At 62.4% G+C, this 15,851-nt stretch carries 15 protein-coding genes; 5 read left to right on the forward strand and 10 right to left on the reverse strand.

Annotation, left to right across the window (positions count from 1 at the left end):
- Positions 1–50 precede the first annotated feature (50 nt).
- A complete protein-coding gene (locus tag O1Y97_RS11520) occupies positions 51–1,247 on the reverse strand; it encodes a M14 family metallopeptidase (RefSeq protein ID WP_318764079.1) in 1,197 nt (398 codons plus the stop codon).
- Positions 1,248–1,324: 77 nt separating this feature from the next.
- Positions 1,325–1,624 (reverse strand): hypothetical protein, encoded by a 300-nt coding sequence (locus O1Y97_RS11525; protein ID WP_108607442.1) that lies wholly within the window; start codon positions 1,622–1,624, stop codon positions 1,325–1,327.
- Positions 1,625–2,411: 787 nt separating this feature from the next.
- Here O1Y97_RS11525 and O1Y97_RS11530 point away from each other — a divergent pair.
- Together O1Y97_RS11530 and O1Y97_RS11535 are read left to right on the forward strand one after the other, a co-directional pair.
- Positions 2,412–3,074 (forward strand): esterase/lipase family protein, encoded by a 663-nt coding sequence (locus O1Y97_RS11530; RefSeq protein ID WP_318764080.1) that lies wholly within the window; start codon positions 2,412–2,414, stop codon positions 3,072–3,074.
- 22 nt (positions 3,075–3,096) lie between these two features.
- Positions 3,097–4,383, forward strand: coding sequence for an alpha/beta hydrolase (locus tag O1Y97_RS11535; protein ID WP_318764081.1), 1,287 nt, complete (start codon positions 3,097–3,099; stop codon positions 4,381–4,383).
- Positions 4,384–4,466: 83 nt separating this feature from the next.
- Here O1Y97_RS11535 and O1Y97_RS11540 read toward each other — a convergent pair whose 3' ends face one another.
- From O1Y97_RS11540 to O1Y97_RS11575, 8 genes are read right to left on the reverse strand one after another with little or no spacing between them, the layout of a single operon-like run.
- Complete coding sequence (locus O1Y97_RS11540; protein ID WP_318764082.1) at positions 4,467–7,562, reverse strand: complex I subunit 5 family protein; 3,096 nt, start codon at positions 7,560–7,562, stop codon at positions 4,467–4,469.
- Positions 7,556–7,924: a sodium:proton antiporter gene (locus O1Y97_RS11545; protein WP_318764083.1), complete on the reverse strand. Its 369-nt coding sequence runs from the start codon at positions 7,922–7,924 to the stop codon at positions 7,556–7,558. The genes O1Y97_RS11540 and O1Y97_RS11545 overlap by 7 nt, the downstream gene beginning before the upstream one ends.
- 15 nt (positions 7,925–7,939) lie before the next feature.
- Positions 7,940–8,629, reverse strand: a complete 690-nt coding sequence (gene mbhE, locus O1Y97_RS11550; protein WP_318764084.1) for a hydrogen gas-evolving membrane-bound hydrogenase subunit E — start codon at positions 8,627–8,629, stop codon at positions 7,940–7,942.
- Positions 8,626–8,967: a monovalent cation/H(+) antiporter subunit G gene (mnhG, locus tag O1Y97_RS11555; protein WP_318764085.1), complete on the reverse strand. Its 342-nt coding sequence runs from the start codon at positions 8,965–8,967 to the stop codon at positions 8,626–8,628. The genes mbhE and mnhG overlap by 4 nt, the downstream gene beginning before the upstream one ends.
- A 2-nt stretch (positions 8,968–8,969) precedes the next feature.
- Positions 8,970–9,212 (reverse strand): Na(+)/H(+) antiporter subunit B, encoded by a 243-nt coding sequence (locus O1Y97_RS11560; RefSeq protein WP_108607450.1) that lies wholly within the window; start codon positions 9,210–9,212, stop codon positions 8,970–8,972.
- A gap of 2 nt (positions 9,213–9,214) precedes the next feature.
- The gene (locus O1Y97_RS11565) at positions 9,215–9,466 is read right to left on the reverse strand and encodes a monovalent cation/H+ antiporter complex subunit F (RefSeq protein ID WP_245439860.1); all 252 of its coding nucleotides are present in this window, start codon (positions 9,464–9,466) and stop codon (positions 9,215–9,217) included.
- 1 nt (position 9,467) lies between these two features.
- Positions 9,468–9,986, reverse strand: a complete 519-nt coding sequence (locus tag O1Y97_RS11570; protein WP_318764086.1) for a Na+/H+ antiporter subunit E — start codon at positions 9,984–9,986, stop codon at positions 9,468–9,470.
- Positions 9,983–11,128: an alpha/beta hydrolase gene (locus O1Y97_RS11575; protein ID WP_108607453.1), complete on the reverse strand. Its 1,146-nt coding sequence runs from the start codon at positions 11,126–11,128 to the stop codon at positions 9,983–9,985. The genes O1Y97_RS11570 and O1Y97_RS11575 overlap by 4 nt, the downstream gene beginning before the upstream one ends.
- Positions 11,129–11,342: 214 nt before the next feature.
- On the opposite strand from O1Y97_RS11575, the gene O1Y97_RS11580 reads away from it, so the two are divergent.
- The 3 genes from O1Y97_RS11580 (at position 11,343) to arcA (ending at position 15,790) form a co-directional block, all read left to right on the forward strand.
- Positions 11,343–12,773 carry a basic amino acid/polyamine antiporter gene (locus O1Y97_RS11580; protein ID WP_318764087.1) on the forward strand — a complete coding sequence of 477 codons (1,431 nt, stop codon included), beginning with the start codon at positions 11,343–11,345 and terminating at the stop codon, positions 12,771–12,773.
- Positions 12,774–13,092: 319 nt separating this feature from the next.
- Entirely contained in the window at positions 13,093–14,526 is a 1,434-nt protein-coding gene (locus tag O1Y97_RS11585) for a basic amino acid/polyamine antiporter (RefSeq protein WP_108607455.1), read from the forward strand.
- Between the two features lie 19 nt (positions 14,527–14,545).
- On the forward strand, positions 14,546–15,790 hold the full coding sequence (gene arcA / locus O1Y97_RS11590) for an arginine deiminase (RefSeq protein WP_108607456.1): 1,245 nt from the start codon (positions 14,546–14,548) through the stop codon (positions 15,788–15,790).
- Positions 15,791–15,851: the final 61 nt, after the last annotated feature.

A 15,851-nucleotide genomic window follows, 5' to 3' on the forward strand; every position in this document is an offset into this window, starting at 1 on the left:
TGGTTGGCGCTGAAAGGGGCGCCGGTGCACAAGCCGCCAATTGGCTGTGCTCATTCAACCAGTGCATCGCCGCCGACTGGGCTTGCGCTATCGAAGATCATGAACACGATTGGAGTCCCTGGCTCAGCGGTCGCGTCGGTACGCCTCGCGCCAACCTCACCGCTCCGGGGAGCGTTGTACTCGGCAACGATTTCACCGAATGTGTTTCGCTGGACAGCAAGTTTTTGTCCGGCCTGAACAGCTTCGTTGAGGCCAACCAACAGCTCAACGAAGCCGCCATGCGTTGCAATGATAGGCATCATCCCGTCCGCGACAAAGACATTGGAGTCCTTGCTCGTCCTGCCAATCGGTCCCGATACGATGCCATGATGTTTGAGGACGTTCGTCGTCCCCTCAACAAACAGCGCAATCATCTCGTGGTCGAGGATCCGGGGGCGACCGATCTCCGGAGTGAATGCAGGAATGCCGGCATCGATGAGGGCGTTGGCCAAGAGGCCGGGCTCTGCAGCGTTGTCGAAGATCTGGTCGATCGGGTACAACTCCGCCATGGCGCGGACCTCGGGCAAATCCATCCGCGCGAGATGAAATGCGGTCATGTCCATGCCGGTAGCTGCTGTATGGAAGTCTATTGCGTAGTCGAGATTTGACCGCAGCAGCCTGTTGAACAGCAGCCCGGCATGTCGCGACGGTGCGTCGGGGGCGTTCTCGTCGCCAGGGAACTGGCGATTGATGTCGACCAGGTCGATACCGCGTCCGGAGCTCGGCCATCTCCGAGCCATTCCCTCAAGGGCTGGACGAGAGACATCGAATACCGCGATCACCGTCCCCGACATCGAGGTCGGATCCAATCCATTCATCACTGTCTGCACTGTGTGGACGGGGCTCATTTCATCGCCATGCACCCCGCTGATCAGCCCAAGCCTTTTTCCGGAAGCACTTCCCTTGGCTACGATGACCGAGACATACCAGTGCTGTCCCGTCGGCATTTGCACGCCTTGGAAATAGAAGCTGTGCTTCTTGCCTGGCTCGAGGTCGGCGACATCGAGCGAACTGATGACCGGTTTTCCGCTGATGGTATCACCCGTGAAAACGGTGCCTTTTCCATCAGCGGCCGACAAGCCGGCAGATGTCGATCCAGATTGCGCTTGGGCAGTTCCGGTCACGAGTGCGGCTGCCGCACCAACGGTTGCGACGGATCCGATCATGAAGCCGCGACGATCGACGCTCTGGTCATTGCCAATTGTCATGGGAAGCCTCCGTGTTTCATCACAAGACCACCGCGCAGGGCCCGCTTCCAGGATTTCTGACAGCAACGTTGAATGGATCACCTGCGAATACGTCGAACATCCACAACACGCCCCGTGCGTGAGCTCAGCGCGATCTCAAACCTGCTGTTGCCACGCCGGGCATGGTAGATGAAAATCCTGCCGCGGCAGTCTATGCGTCGGACATCGCGGAAGCCTCTGTTCTGAAGTAGCCTTTGGCCTTGGCTGCAAGAAATGGCCCGGCCGTGATTCAGGCTGGTTCCAATTGTGATGTTGACGGTTACCGCCTGAGCGGGAGTGGGTGCTGCCAGCGGCATTGCAAGGCCGATCGCAAGACCCAGAGCCAGCAAACGTTTCATGACGAACCTCCATCACACAAACGACATCTGCCCGATGTCAGTTCCTCCACGAACCTGTTGTCAACAAGCTGTCCTTGCCTGCCAGCGTCTTTGGGACGTGAGGCATAGTATCTGGACTCTGCGCCAACCTTCGTCGTCCATGGGCACCCACCAAATGGAGCACAGTCGACTCGATCGCTTCAGCAAGGCAGCGGACCGCGCGAAACGCTACGATTGAGGCGCAGAGCATAGCATTGGGACGCTCAGCCAATCACTTCGATGTTTCAATCGACTAAAGCAATGGCAGCATTGTCGTCAGTGCCCATGCAATCGGCATGGTGCACGGTTGTGGAGGAATCGATCGATGATACGAACATTGAGTGAGGTTGCGGTTCTCCTTGTGATCGCGCTGGCTACGAGCGCGTGCAATACGCCCCAGGAACGTGCACTCGGCGGAGCCGCTATTGGCGCAACAGGCGGGGCACTGGTTGGCCAGGCGATCGGCGGCAATACCGGGGCAACGGTCGCGGGTGCCGCAATCGGCGGCGTGGCGGGTGCCATGATTGGCGCCGGGACCGCTCCGGGCCAGTGCCGTTTCCAGCGAGTCGACAGCCGTGGACGACCGATGGTCGACCGCTACGGCAGGCCGGTAACTTATCTCGCACCTTGCCGGTAGACGCTTTGTCGACCACCTAGAGGATCGGCGGCCTGTCAACTTCCGCAAACGGTTCTGTTTACGGTCATGCGCTGTTTGCTTGCATTGATGTTGTCTCTGTTTTGGTCTGGTGCGTCGGCGCAGGATTGCGTGGTGCTGCTTCATGGCCTTGGGCGTTCGGCCCCATCTCTGCTCCTGATCGAGGAGGCCCTGGAGGCCAATGACTTCAAGGTGGTGAACGATGGCTATCCGTCCCTAAATGCTCCCGTCGAAAAGCTGATCGCGCATGTCGACAAGTCGGTGGCCAGATGCGGGAAGCCTGGGAACATCCATTTCGTGACGCATTCGCTCGGCGGAATCCTGGTCCGGGCCTGGCTGCAGCAGCATAGACCTGGAAATCTCGGCCGCGTGGTCATGCTGGGTCCGCCAAATGGCGGCTCCGAGATCATCGACGCATTCGGCGATCTCGCAATCTTGCAGATGCTCACCGGACCGGCAGGCAGGCAACTTGGCACCAATCCGGGGAGCATTCCCAACACTCTCGGGCCGGCGGATTTCAATCTCGGCATCATTGCCGGCGACAGATCGAACAACCCCACGTTCTCCCAATTGTTCAGCGGCCCCAATGACGGCAAGGTTTCGGTCGAGAGCACCAAGCTTGAAGGGATGGCCGACCATATCGTGTTGCCGACGTCCCATACATTCATGATGAACAATCCATTGGTCATCGTGCAGGTTCTGAACTTCCTGCGCGATGGACATTTCGACCACCACCTGACCATGCGCGAGCTGTTCCGGCGCTTGTTGAGGAACTGACCACTCCGGCTGAGAGGGATTGATGTTCCGCTATCTCGCAATCTTCTGCCTTGTCGTCGCCGGAGCGACCATAGCCATATCCTTTTACCAGCCGCCCATGCGCCTTATGCCTACCCCGATCGTTTTCCTCGGCGGCCTTTCAAGTCCCTTCACCACCAATCCGGAGCACAAGTCAGACCCGGAGATCGCCCTTTTCTACGCTACCAACCGGCTTCCCGTCGGACCGCGCAACGATCGCCTCTATGCAGTCGTCCCGGGCAGGGATCTGCAGCTCGGGGAGGCGACGGTCAGAATCGGCGAGGAAGGTACAACCTGGGACAGGATCTATGCCTGGTCGACCGGTGCAAGCGACGACCGGCGGCCATTCCTCCATCTCAGCAATCTGAATGAGCAGGCGGCGATTGAGCCGGATCAGCCGCCTTCACCCGCAGCGATGGCCTGGTTCGACAAGATCGACCAAGCGTTGGCCGCCAGCCAGGATCGCGATGTCATTGTCTATGTCCACGGTGCCAACACCACCGTTGAACGTGCGGCGGGACAGGCAGCGCAGCTCCGCCATTTCACAGGCCGGACCTCTGTGGTTGTTCTATTCGCCTGGCCGACGGCCGAAAATTTCCTGAGATACCCGAGAGATATGGTGACCGCTTTTGGCGCGGCTCCCCAGCTTGCCAAGCTGGTCGAACTCCTGTCGCAGCACACCATTGCTGACAAGGTCGACGTGCTGACCTACAGCGCCGGCGGCACGGTCGGCAGCGACGCCCTGGCATTGGCGGGGCGCAAGGCAAAGCAGCCGGATGCCGAACCGGTGCGTCTCGGCGAGGTTTATCACGCCGCCCCGGACGCCGATTTTAGACGCTTCGTGGCCGACATGCGCGATTACGCGGACGTGGCCGAACGCGTCACTGTTTCGGCCAATCTCAACGACAGCGCGCTCAGGCTATCGCAGGTAATAAACCGTGCATCGCGCGCCGGCAGGCCTGATATGGAAGAACTTGATGCGGATGACACGAACTGGCTTCTGCAAAGTGCACGAGCCGACGGCCTCGAACTGCTTCGGGTGAGACCGGAAAACATTCCCGGCCTGTCCCGAACCTCGCATACATTCTGGTATGACGATCCGTGGGTCAGCAGCGACGTGCTTATCACGCTGCTGTATGACCTGGCTCCCGGCGAGCGCGGCCTGATGGACGCGGCAGCTGCCTCCGGGGTTCACTACTGGACCTTCACGCCAGATTATCCCGATCAACTTGCCCATGTCGTGTCGCGGCTACGTCAGCAAGGAAAAATCTCCCCCGGAACCGGCGGCTGACCCGGTATGAGCCACAATAACGCTTGTTTGCGTTGCTGACGCAATTCTGGACGGGAGCTCACTCGTGCCTTGCTGGAATCGAGTTAGCCCGCATGTCCAGCAATGAAATTGGCCGACAGCAGAAACAGCACGTAAAAGAGTGCCACGAGAACATACATCTGGCCGTCGCCAGTGTAGACCCTGCGCGTTGCTTCGGCTGAGACAGTGCCAAGGCGTGCGATACTCTCCCAGGCCCTCGTTGCCAGCGGCGCCGACCAGGGTTGCGAGATCTTGATGTAGTAGCGATAGAATTCGGCGATACCCTTGGCCGCAGTGCGGCCCTGGTCGAGGCGGTAAACGGTCCATCCGATCAGGAATAGAACGCCGGCGCCGGCAATCGAGGCGGCCATGACGGGAACCGGGTTCCAGTAGCCGTAGATCGTCTCGAGCGACATGCCCTCCCAGACCAGTGTTGAGGCGAAATAGGGGTCGATGGCAGTCGAAACCGGGTCCATGAACAGCTTGGGCTGGAAAGACAGGACGAGGATCGCCCCGACAAGCACGATTTGGGGCAGGAGAAGCTGAATCGGAGCTTCGCGGACGTGGACGGCGGCAGCCTGCGGCGGCGCGAGAAACAACGCGTGGGCGAGGCGGAACATGTAGAGCAGGCCGATGAGCGTCGCCAGGATGCCTGCTGCCGCCAGGCCGTACCAGCCCTTGTCGACCATGGCGCTGAGCAAAAGCCATTTGCCGCCGAAGCCGGCGAGCGGGGGCAAGCCGGACATCGACACGAGGGCGACGACCGCTAGGACAAAGGTCATGGGCATCTGGCGGGCGAGGCCGCCGAGCTCTTCGAGCCGGCGTGTGCCGCGACGCAGGATCACGCCTGCGACAGCCAGGAACAGGATGCCCTTGACCATCAGATGGTTGGCGACGAGGTACAGTGCCGTCACCCAGCCGAGATGGCTCATCAGCGCGATTGCCGTGATGATGTAGCCGAGCTGGCTCATGCTCGAATAGGCGAGCAGCCGCTTGACGTCATCCTGCCTGAAGGCGAGGGCGGCGCTGATCACCGTCGTCAGCATGCCGATCCAGCCCATGAGATGGGCAAGCTCCAGCCCGACCTGCGAGCGGATGGCGAGATAGGTGACCATGAACAGACCGAAGATGGCGACCTTGCTGACCACCGACGACAGCATTGCCGAGAGGTCGTCGTCGGCCTCGGCATAGGCGCCCGGCAGCCAGACGTGGAAGCCGATCGCACCGGCCTTGATGAGGAAGCCGAGCGCCAGCAGGGCAAAGGCGGACGCAGCATCCGTCCCGCCTGTGCGGAACGCCTGCAGCAAGGAGGTGCCGTTGGCCGCATCGGCGAGCGCAAAGCCGGCGAGCAGGCAGAAGGCTGAAGTCAGCGAGAACAACAGGAAGGGCAGGGCATGGGGATGGGCATGCCTGCCCTGCGCGATCATGAAGTAGGACGACAACGTGATCAGTTCCCAGGAGAAGAAAAACTCCAGGCTGGTTTGCGCCCGCATCATCGTAGCGATTGAAAGCAAGAGCACCGCCATCAGCGGATAATAGCCGGGGCGGGAATCTTGCCTGTAGAGCGCGGCCGAGGCCACCACCAGGCCGCCGCCCAAGAGCACTGTAGCAAAAAGCCCTGACATGCCTGTTGTTTCAGATATCAGCCAGTTGCCCACGCCGAGCACGGCCAGCAGCATCAGGCAGCATTTGACGCGCCCCGGCAGCCAGTCGAGCGCGTAAAGCACGATGCCGATGATGAGCGGCGAAAACAGCCAGAGCGAGGCGGCACCGGCGAGTTGGGCCGCATGATAGCTGCCGATAGCTAGCAGCACAGCACCGCCTGCGGCCGGCAGCAGGTCACGCGCCGCGAAGGAAACCGGCAGGTCGCCGGGCATGGCCCGCGTCGCCTGCTTGAACCAGCCGAACATATAGGCGGCCTCCAGCAGCGAGCCGAGCAGGATCAGGGCGATCCAGACATAGAGCTGGGCCCCGGAAAGCTGCATGATCAGCTCCCACTTGGCCCAGAAGCCGGGGAAGGGCGGCAGGCCGGCAATGGCGACAAGCAGAAGTGCAAAGACGAGCAGCACAAAAGGCCGCCCTGCGATGGCCGACCAGCCGGCGACTTCCGTTCTCTGCACCGCACCGGCCAGCCAGAACAGCCCGGCCTTGGCGAAGAGATGGTTGGCGAACAGGCCGCCGATGACCAGCGGCATGGAGGCGGCTGCACCCTGTTTTTGCAGCAAGGCCAGCGCCAGCATCATCAGCCCCATCTGGGCGATGGAGGAGTAGCCGAGCATGCGCTGGACGTTGGTCTGCTTGAGCCCGACGAGGTTGGAGAACAGGAAGGTTGCGCCGCCGGCGATGGCGATCAGCGAGAGGTGGTTTTCGAACAGTGGCAGGAGCTTGAGCAGCGCAAAGAACACGCCGGCCGAAACGCCGACCGATACCAGCGCGGCAATGCCTGCGGGTGCCGTCTCGTAGATGTCGAGGCCCCAGCCATTGGCCGGGAACGGCTTCAGTTCGAGGATCAGGCAAGCCAGGATGAAGATCAGCGCCGTGGCGCCGATCGGCCCGGCGATGAGTTCGCGGCGTTCGATCAGCTCGTCGATGTTGAGCGTGCCGGTGACATGATAGCGCAGCACCGAGCCGAGCAGCAGGAACGACGAGGCGATCACCGTCGCCATGATGTATTTGAAGCTTGCGGCGAGCGCTGCCGGGGTGCGCTCGAGCCCGAGCAGACCATAGGTCGCGATCGACACGATCTCCAGGAAGACGAACAGATTGAACAGGTCGCGGGTCATCACCATGCCGTTGATGCCCATGACGAGGATCAGGTAGAGCAGCAGTGCTGCGTAACTGTCGCGCAGCCGTGGCCACAGCTGCCAGGCGCCGAGCAGCGCTGCGATGTTGACGCAGAAGGTGAAGAAGCCCTCCCATGCGCCGAAGCGCAGGTTGATGGAAATCGGCGGCGTAGCACCTGCGGTATAAACCTCGATGGCTGGCTGGCCGTTGCGCAGCGCCCAGAAATTGACGCCGGAGACGGCGGCGATGCCGCAGAGGGCTGTGATGAAGGCCAGTGCCGGCAACGGCTTGGCGATGCGGTAGAGCAGGGGAATGAGGAAGCCGCCGCCGAGGCCGAGCAGGAAGATGTTCAGCGGCTGGAACAGCGCCTCTACCATTTGGACTCCGTCAGCGCGTCGATGGACAGTGTCTTCCTAGCGTCGTGGATGCGGATGGCGAAGGCCAGCATGATGGCGGTGACCGAAAAGCCGATGACGATGGCGGTCACGACCAGGGCCGAAGGTACTGGATCGACCGCCCGCGTGGTCGCCTGCTCGATCCCGAGTGCGGTGTCGATGATCGGCGCCGTGCCGCCGGTGATGTAGCCGGTCGCCACCATGACGATGTGCAGCCCGGTGTCGATCAGGCCGAAGCCGATGATGATGCGCAGGATGTTGCGGTGGCGCAGGATGCCCCACATGCCTATCAGCACCAGCAGGAAGCCGGTGGTCATGAGAAGCGTGGAGACAGGCAGGCCCATGGCGTCTTCCTGCGTTCAGTTGCGAAAACGGTCGATGATGACGCTCAGTTCGGCGCCGACCTTGACGCCCAGCAGCGCCGAAATGACCGGAATGGCGCCGGCGCTGATCAGCGTGCCGAATTCACCCAAAGGCAGGATGTGGCTGTCGAGGAAGCCGGCGGCAAACACCAGCCCGAGGATGCCGATGCCGACATAGACGACGCCGGCAAGCGATTCCGTCACGCTGAGGAAGCCGTGGTTGAGCTTCGTTGCCGGCAAGGCGAGCATCAGAAGCATGGTTCCGGAGGCGACCACCGCACCGCCCTGGAAGCCGCCGCCGGCCGAGAGGTGGCCGTTCTTGATGACATAGGCGCCGAACAGGAAGATCAGCGGCAGGATAATCTCGGCGCCGTTGCCGACGAGTTCGCTCGGGCGACGCGGCTCCCTACCGGGTTCTGAAGCCGTCGCGGTATCCTTGCCGCCCAACAGCACGCCGACGCCGGCGGCGACCATGAACAGCACCGCCACTTCGCCGAGCGTGTCGAAGCCGCGATAGGTGATCAGGATGCCGGTGACGACATTGGGCGCCCCGAGCTCGCGCGGCACCATGGCCAGATACTGTTCCGCGAGCGCGGACACGCTTTCGCGTTCGGCATAGCCGCCGACGATGCCGGCGAAGACCGCCCCGAACAAAAGCACTGCGAGCAAGGAAAAGGCCGCCTTCATGATGCGTCCCCGTTGCCTTGCCGGTCGCCTTCCTCGCGCAGCGCATCGACCATGGTCGATGGCGCCATCGGCGTGCGGATGGCGTGCGCCGCTCGCGACAGCGCATGCGACGAGAGCGGGTTGGTCATCAGCACGAAATAGGCAACGACCAGCAGCTTGAGCGCCCAGTCCGGGTGATAGAAGCCGAGCCCGGCGAGCACCAGAATGTTGCCCAGTGTCGAGGCCTTGGTGCCGGCCTGGATGCGGGTGAAGGTGTCGGGCATGCGCAGCAGGCCAAGCCCGGCTGAGAACAGGAAGAAGGCGCCTGTTAGCACCAGGATGCTGCCGGTCAGCTCCATGGTCACTCCCTGCCGCCGCCGGTGCGGCGGATCGCATAGAGGAAGATGAGCGTCGACAGGCCTGAGCCGATTGCGGCTTCCGCCATGGCGACATCGGGGGCGGCGAGAAGCACATAGGAGACTGCGGCAAACAGGCTCGCCAGCCCTGCGCTCACCATTGCTGCCGTCAGGTTGTCGAGCCAGACGGCCAGCACGCCGCTGACCAGGATGCTGCCGCAGATCAGGATGACGAGCAGCTCGAGCATCGTCACGGCCCCTTTTCGAGGAAGCGGGCGATGGCGAGTACGGCGAGGAAGCTGAGCAGGCCGTAGACGAGGGCGACGTCGATATAGACGAAGCGGCCTGACAGATGTGCGTAGAGCGCGATCAGCGCGATCGACACCACGGTCAGCATGTCGATGGCGACGACACGGTCGATTGCGGTGCGGCCGATCACCAGCCTTGCCACGCCGAAGACGATGGCGAAGAAGATCAGCACGCCGGCAATCTGAAGCAGCATGTCAGCCAAACACCGCCTCCAGGTGCTTTTCGAACGGAGCCACGATCATTTCGGTTGCCTGGTCCGGGTCGGTCGTCTTCACGTCGAGCCAGTGGACGAACATCGTCTCGCCCCTGACGTCCATGACCAGCGAACCGGGTGTCAGCGCGATCGAGTTGGACAGCGCCAGCCTACCGATCTGCGACTTCAAGCGAATGCGGACCCTGACGATGCCGGGGTGGATGTCGATGCGCGGCGAATAGACATAGCGCAGCATGTTGAGATTGGCCTTCACCAGCTCGGTGAAGAAGACGCTGGTATAGGCAAGGAAGTGCCAGGCGCTGCGCGGCGTGACAGCGATGTGCCAGACATTGCTGCGGCGCGCGAAGATCAAGGCGATGGCAAAGGAAATGACGGCGCCGGTGATGAGGATTGGCGTAGCCAGCGAGGCGTTGACGATCAGCCAGAGGATGAAGAGCAGCAGCCAAAGCACCGGCAGGCCACGGATTCCTTTCCCATCGGTCGGGGCCTGTTCGTTCATAGGCGACCCGCAAGTGCTACGCCGCCGAGGATGCGGCTGGGCAGATAGATGACGAGTGCTGCGGCACCTTCGATGGCCGAGCCACCGTCGGCCAGCAGCGTCTCGCCGGCGCTGGCGTCGTCGCCTTCGATCAAGCGACGCAACAGTCCACTCTGCCCGGCAAAGGCGATCAGCGTCGGCGAACTCGCGAAAATGTTATGCGAGCCGCCATCGACCTCGGACGCGTCAAGCACGGTGATGTGTTTCTGCTGCAGCAGCGCAATGTCGGAGCCGCTGCCGACGCGCGGGTGGCCGCCGGCGATGCGCCGGGAAATGCTGAGCGCCCGGTCGCGACGTGATACCACGATGGCGAAGGGCATCGGCAGTTCGCCAATGTCGCGGACCTGGCTCTGGAAGGCGTCGATGTCGATGTCGGGCGCTGCCAGCACCACGCCGCCGAGGCGCTTGAGGGCTTGCCGGCGGCCGGTCTGCGCCAGCTCTCGCAGCGCTTCCATGACCACATAGGCGCCCATCGAATGGCCGACGAGTATCACCCGGTTTGCCTTGGTCTGCGCCGCGATCTCGATCGTTTCCGCCAGTCCGCCGCGGCCGACCACGGTGCTGTCGCGGTCGTAGACATAGAGCGGCAAGGCACCGCCCGAGGGCCAGGCATAATGCAGCGTGACCGCGCGGACATTGTAGTCATGGGCGATCTGCGCGGCCCGGAAGACGCTGTCGGCGAAGTTGTTGTTGTAGCCGTGCACGAAGATGAAGATTTCGCGCTCTTGCGGCGGGCGCTGGGCCAGGGCGGCATCGAGCTGGGCGACGAACTGTTTGCGGCTGGCGATCTGCTGGTAGCTCTGGGCCACGAAATGCCTGGCCGGATCAGGCGTCCGGCCGGTCTTTTCGACGTCGCCGGCGACGTGGTTCCTGGGGATGCCGACGTCGAATTTTGCGAAATTGAGCGTCTGCGAGCGTTGGGCCGAATAGGGCAGCGACAGGTTGTCGGATCGGGCGCGTGTGGTGGCGACGTAGACGGGCACAACCGCTGCGGACGCGGCCTGGTCGGTCGTCACGCCAAGGCCAAGCACGGCGCGTGGGCCACCGCAGCCGGCGAGCAGCACTGCCATCAACAGAACGGAAAACAGACGCTTCGCCGACATGCCTCGATCCAGCAAGCTTACGCGCGATCAGAAGCAGCAAATCCGCGTGGCGGCAACCGGCGAAGCAGGCCGAGGCCAAGGATTGGGACGCCAAGCATATCCTCGGGATTCCATGCCAATCACATGGCCGCCGGGCTCGGGCTAGATTGCCGTCATGGCGGAAGGACTTGTCGGGGCTGCCGCTGGCCAAAAAAATTGGTGACGACACGATTCGATGAACTCAGCCACTCAGCAGAAATTCTCGGTCGGGACGCTGATGGCGATGGTCGTCGGCTCGATGGTCGGCGCCGGCATCTTTTCGCTGCCGCAGGCCTTCGGTCGCGAGACCGGGCCGTTCGGTGCTTTGATCGCCTGGGCCATCGCCGGCGTCGGCATGCTGATGCTGGCTTTCGTGTTCCAGACGCTGTCGCGCCGCAAGCCCGACCTCGACGCCGGCATCTACGCTTATGCCAAGGCCGGCTTCGGCAACTATCTCGGTTTCCTCTCCGCCCTCGGCTACTGGTCGGCGGCGCTTCTCGGCAACGTCTCTTATTTCGTGCTGATCAAGTCGACGCTGGGGCTGTTCTTTCCGGTGTTCGGCGACGGCAACACCATCACGGCCATCGTCATCTCGTCGATGCTGCTGTGGACCGTGCACTCGCTGATCCTGCGCGGCGTCAAGGAAGCGGCGGCGATCAACACCATCGTCACCTTTGCCAAGATCATCCCGATCTTCCTGTTCATCGTCTTCGTCATCTACGGCTTCAGCGCCGACATCTTCGCGGCCAACTTCTGGGGCGGCGAAGACGTCAGCCTGCGCAGTGTCGCAAGCCAGGTCCGGGGCACGATGCTGGTGACGGTATTCGTCTTCGTCGGCATCGAGGGCGCGAGCGTCTACTCGCGCTACGCCCGCAACCGCCGCGACGTCGGCGTGGCGACGCTGCTCGGCTTCCTTGGTGTGCTTTGCCTGCTCGTGCTGGTAACGATCCTGTCCTACGGCGTCATGCTGCGCCCCGATCTGGCAGCCTTGCGTAATCCGTCGATGGCTGGCGTGCTGGAGGCGGTGGTGGGGCCATGGGGCGCCAAGTTCGTCAGCGTCGGCCTGCTGATTTCGGTTGCCGGCGCCTACCTGTCCTGGGTGCTGCTGGCGGCCGAAATCCTGTTCACTGCATCCCGTAACGAAACCATGCCGCGCTTCCTCGCGCATGAGAACAAGAATGGCGTGCCGTCGAACGCGCTGTGGCTCACCAATGCGGTCGTCCAGACCTTCCTGATCCTTACGCTCTTTGCCCAGTATGCCTTCCGGCTGGCGCTCGAACTGACCAGTTCGATGATCCTCATTCCGTATTTTCTGGTCGCCGCCTACGGCTTCAAGCTGGCCTGGAGCGGCGAGAGCTACGAAAAAGACCCGGCCGCGCGGCGTGGCGAGTTCGCCGTTGCTGCGATCGCCTTGGTCTACACGGCCTTCTTCATCTATGCGGCGGGCGCCAAGCACCTGCTGCTCTCGGCTGCCATCTACGGGCCCGGCACGATCCTCTTCCTCATGGCGCGCATGGAGCAGGGGCGCAGGGTGTTCACGCCTGTGGAGACGGTGATGTTCGTAGTTGCGGCTGTCGGCGCGGCGGCTGCGATCTACGGCATCGCCACAGGTCTCATCGTTGTTTAGCCAACGCCGACAGCAGTCCCTGCGCATGCCCGTCGCTTGGTAGTTGCAACGCCGCAGGCGCAAGGCGCCCGGCATGGCCGCGACCTGCAGCGCATTCTCAGAAGCAACTGTACGGTATTCGAGCATCTGCTTGATTGGCGCGATCTTTTCCGGATGGCGGCTTCGGTTCCTGATCCTTTGCGCTGCACAACTTTGGGACGCGGAGCATAGACATGGGATTCCATGCTGATCACAGCCCCACCCCTGCAATCCTATAGTTGATCCTGAATTTCTTTCGCATCTCGATCGCGGACATGGGTTCGCTGCCAGGAGGGGGACCATGGCTTCAAGCGATAATCAGAAGCTGTCGCTGTTTGCACTTACGTCCATGGTCGTGGGATCGATGGTCGGTGCGGGCATCTTCAACCTGCCCGGCCGCTTCGGTGCAGCGACAGGTCCGTTCGGCGCCATCATCGCATGGGCAATCGCGGGAACCGGCATGTACATGCTGGCGCGGGTGTTCCAGGCGCTGGCCGAGAAGAAACCGGACATCGACTCCGGCGTGTTCGCCTATGCCAAGGCGGGCTTCGGCAACTACATGGGGTTCCTGTCGGCCTTCGGCTATTGGCTCGGCAGCTGCCTCGGCAACGTCTTCTACTGGGTTCTGATCGGTTCGACGCTGGGGCGGTTCTTCCCTGGCATGTTCGGCGACGGCAGCAGCGCCACCGCAATCATCGTGTCGCTGATCGGCATATGGGCATTCCATTTCATGATCCTGCGCGGCGTCGAGCAGGCCACGTTCATCAACACCATCGTCACGATTGCCAAGATCGTGCCGATCCTGGTGTTCATCCTCGCGCTGGTCTTCGCCTTCAACTACACCCAGTTCTCCGAGAATTTCTTCGGCGGCGCCGACATGCCGGCCAAGACGCTGATCGCTCAGGTGCGCGACACCATGCTGATCACCGTGTTCGTCTTCCTCGGCATCGAAGGCGCGAGCGTCTATTCGCGCTTCGCCAAGGAACGCTCCGACGTCGGCAGGGCAACGATCCTGGGCTTCGTCGGCGTCACCGGCCTGATGGTGGCAGTGACCTTGCTGCCCTACGCAGCGATGCCGCAATCGGGGATCGCCGCCGTCCAGCAGCCGTCGATGGCGAGCGTTCTCGAGGCCGTTGTCGGACATTGGGGCGCCGTCTTCATCTCCATCGGTGTCCTGGTGTCGGTGCTGGGCGCCTACCTCGCCTGGTCGCTGATCTGCGCCGAAGTGCTCTTTGCCGCTGCCAAGTCCAACGACATGCCGAAGCTCTTCGCCGCCCAGAACGGCAATCGGGTGCCGGCCAATGCCTTGTGGCTGACGAACATCGTCGTGTCGCTGTTCGTGATCTCCACCTACTGGTCCCGCGACGCCTTCAACTTCATGCTCGACATGACGAGCGTGACTGCGCTGCTCCCTTACCTTTTGGTCGCTGGCTACGGCATCCTGATCGCGCGCAGCGGGGAGGGCTACGAAACATCCCAGGGCGAACGCGGACGGGATCAGGTCATCGCCTGGATAGCGGCGATCTACACCATTTTCATGTTCGTCGCCGCCGGGCTGAAATACGTGCTGCTCGTCGCCGTTCTCTTCGTGCCGGGTACGATCCTCTACTTCTGGGCACGCCGCGAACAGAAACTGCAGTTGTTCACCCCAACCGAGCTCATCGTGTTCGCCGTCACCCTGATTGCCGGACTGGTCGGCGTCTACGGTCTGCTGACCGGCACCATCACACATTGAACAGAAAGGCAGAAACGTCATGACAAACGGCACTCCCCTCGGCGTTCATTCGGAAGTTGGCCAGCTTCGCAAGGTCATGGTGTGTGCGCCCGGCCGGGCCCACCAGCGCCTGACGCCCTCCAATTGCGACGATCTTCTCTTCGACGACGTGCTTTGGGTCGACAACGCAAAACGCGACCATTTCGACTTCATGACCAAGATGCGCGACCGCGGCGTCGAGGTGGTCGAGATGCACAACCTGCTGGCCGAGACGGTTGCCAATCCCGAGGCCAAGAAGTGGATCCTCGACCATCAGGTGTCGCCGAACCAGATCGGCCTTGGCCTGCTCGACGAAGTCCGCTCCTATCTCGAAGGGCTCACTGATCGCGAGCTTGCCGAAACCCTGATCGGCGGCCTCTCGACCCATGAGTTCCCCGAGGCCGTCGGCGGCGAACAGCTGGTGCTGATCCGCGACGCGGCAGGCGTCAACGAATATCTCCTGCCGCCGCTGCCCAACACGCTCTATACCCGCGACACCACGTGCTGGATCTATGGCGGCGTGACGCTCAACTCGCTCTACTGGCCGGCTCGCCACGAGGAGACTATCCTCACCACCGCCATCTACAAGTTCCACCCCGACTTCGCCGGCAAGGTCAATGTCTGGTGGGGCGACCCGACCAAGGATTGGGGACTTGCAACGCTCGAAGGCGGCGACGTCATGCCGATCGGCAAGGGCAACGTGCTCATCGGCATGAGCGAGCGCACCTCGCGCCAGGCGATCAGCCAGGTTGCCGCTGCCCTGTTCGAGAAGGGAGCCGCCGAGCGTGTCATCGTTGCGGCGATGCCCAAGCTGCGCGCGGCGATGCATCTCGACACCGTCTTCACCTTCGCAGACCGCGATTGCGTGCTGCTCTATCCCGACATCGTCAACGGCATCGCCGCCTTCTCCTATCGCCCCGACGGCAATGGCGGCGTCGAACTGCACAAGGACAAGGGCAGCTTCGTCGAGACGGTGCGCGACTCGCTCGGCCTCAAGAAGATGCGCGTCGTCGAGACCGGCGGCAACGACTACATGCGCGAGCGCACCCAGTGGGACAGCGGCGCCAATCTCGTCTGCGCTTCGCCCGGCGTCGTCTTCGCCTACGACCGCAACACCTACACCAACACGCTGCTGCGCAAGGAAGGCATCGAGGTCATCACCATCACCGGCGCCGAGCTTGGCCGGGGCCGTGGCGGCGGTCACTGCATGACCTGCCCGATCATCCGCGACGCAGTCGACTACTGACGTCATCGTCTGTGCTTGTCCCTCCAGCGTTCGGCGAAAGCCGTGCGCTGGTTTTGGGTCG

It is taken from the genome of Aminobacter niigataensis, assembly GCF_946995915.1.
Lineage (GTDB): Bacteria > Pseudomonadota > Alphaproteobacteria > Rhizobiales > Rhizobiaceae > Aminobacter > Aminobacter niigataensis.

Bases quoted from the DNA above. Each gene is read 5' to 3' on its own strand.
- O1Y97_RS11585 (WP_108607455.1), top strand. From the start codon at position 13,093: ATGGCTTCAAGCGATAATCAGAAGCTGTCGCTGTTTGCACTTACGTCC.
- O1Y97_RS11535 (WP_318764081.1), top strand. From the start codon at position 3,097: ATGTTCCGCTATCTCGCAATCTTCTGCCTTGTCGTCGCCGGAGCGACC.
- O1Y97_RS11565 (WP_245439860.1), bottom strand. From the start codon at position 9,466: ATGCTGCTTCAGATTGCCGGCGTGCTGATCTTCTTCGCCATCGTCTTC.
- arcA (WP_108607456.1), top strand. From the start codon at position 14,546: ATGACAAACGGCACTCCCCTCGGCGTTCATTCGGAAGTTGGCCAGCTT.
- mnhG (WP_318764085.1), bottom strand. From the start codon at position 8,967: ATGGAGCTGACCGGCAGCATCCTGGTGCTAACAGGCGCCTTCTTCCTG.
- O1Y97_RS11525 (WP_108607442.1), bottom strand. From the start codon at position 1,624: ATGAAACGTTTGCTGGCTCTGGGTCTTGCGATCGGCCTTGCAATGCCG.
- O1Y97_RS11540 (WP_318764082.1), bottom strand. From the start codon at position 7,562: ATGGTAGAGGCGCTGTTCCAGCCGCTGAACATCTTCCTGCTCGGCCTC.
- O1Y97_RS11575 (WP_108607453.1), bottom strand. From the start codon at position 11,128: ATGTCGGCGAAGCGTCTGTTTTCCGTTCTGTTGATGGCAGTGCTGCTC.
- O1Y97_RS11580 (WP_318764087.1), top strand. From the start codon at position 11,343: ATGAACTCAGCCACTCAGCAGAAATTCTCGGTCGGGACGCTGATGGCG.
- mbhE (WP_318764084.1), bottom strand. From the start codon at position 8,629: ATGAAGGCGGCCTTTTCCTTGCTCGCAGTGCTTTTGTTCGGGGCGGTC.
- O1Y97_RS11520 (WP_318764079.1), bottom strand. From the start codon at position 1,247: ATGACAATTGGCAATGACCAGAGCGTCGATCGTCGCGGCTTCATGATC.
- O1Y97_RS11570 (WP_318764086.1), bottom strand. From the start codon at position 9,986: ATGAACGAACAGGCCCCGACCGATGGGAAAGGAATCCGTGGCCTGCCG.
- O1Y97_RS11560 (WP_108607450.1), bottom strand. From the start codon at position 9,212: ATGCTCGAGCTGCTCGTCATCCTGATCTGCGGCAGCATCCTGGTCAGC.
- O1Y97_RS11545 (WP_318764083.1), bottom strand. From the start codon at position 7,924: ATGGGCCTGCCTGTCTCCACGCTTCTCATGACCACCGGCTTCCTGCTG.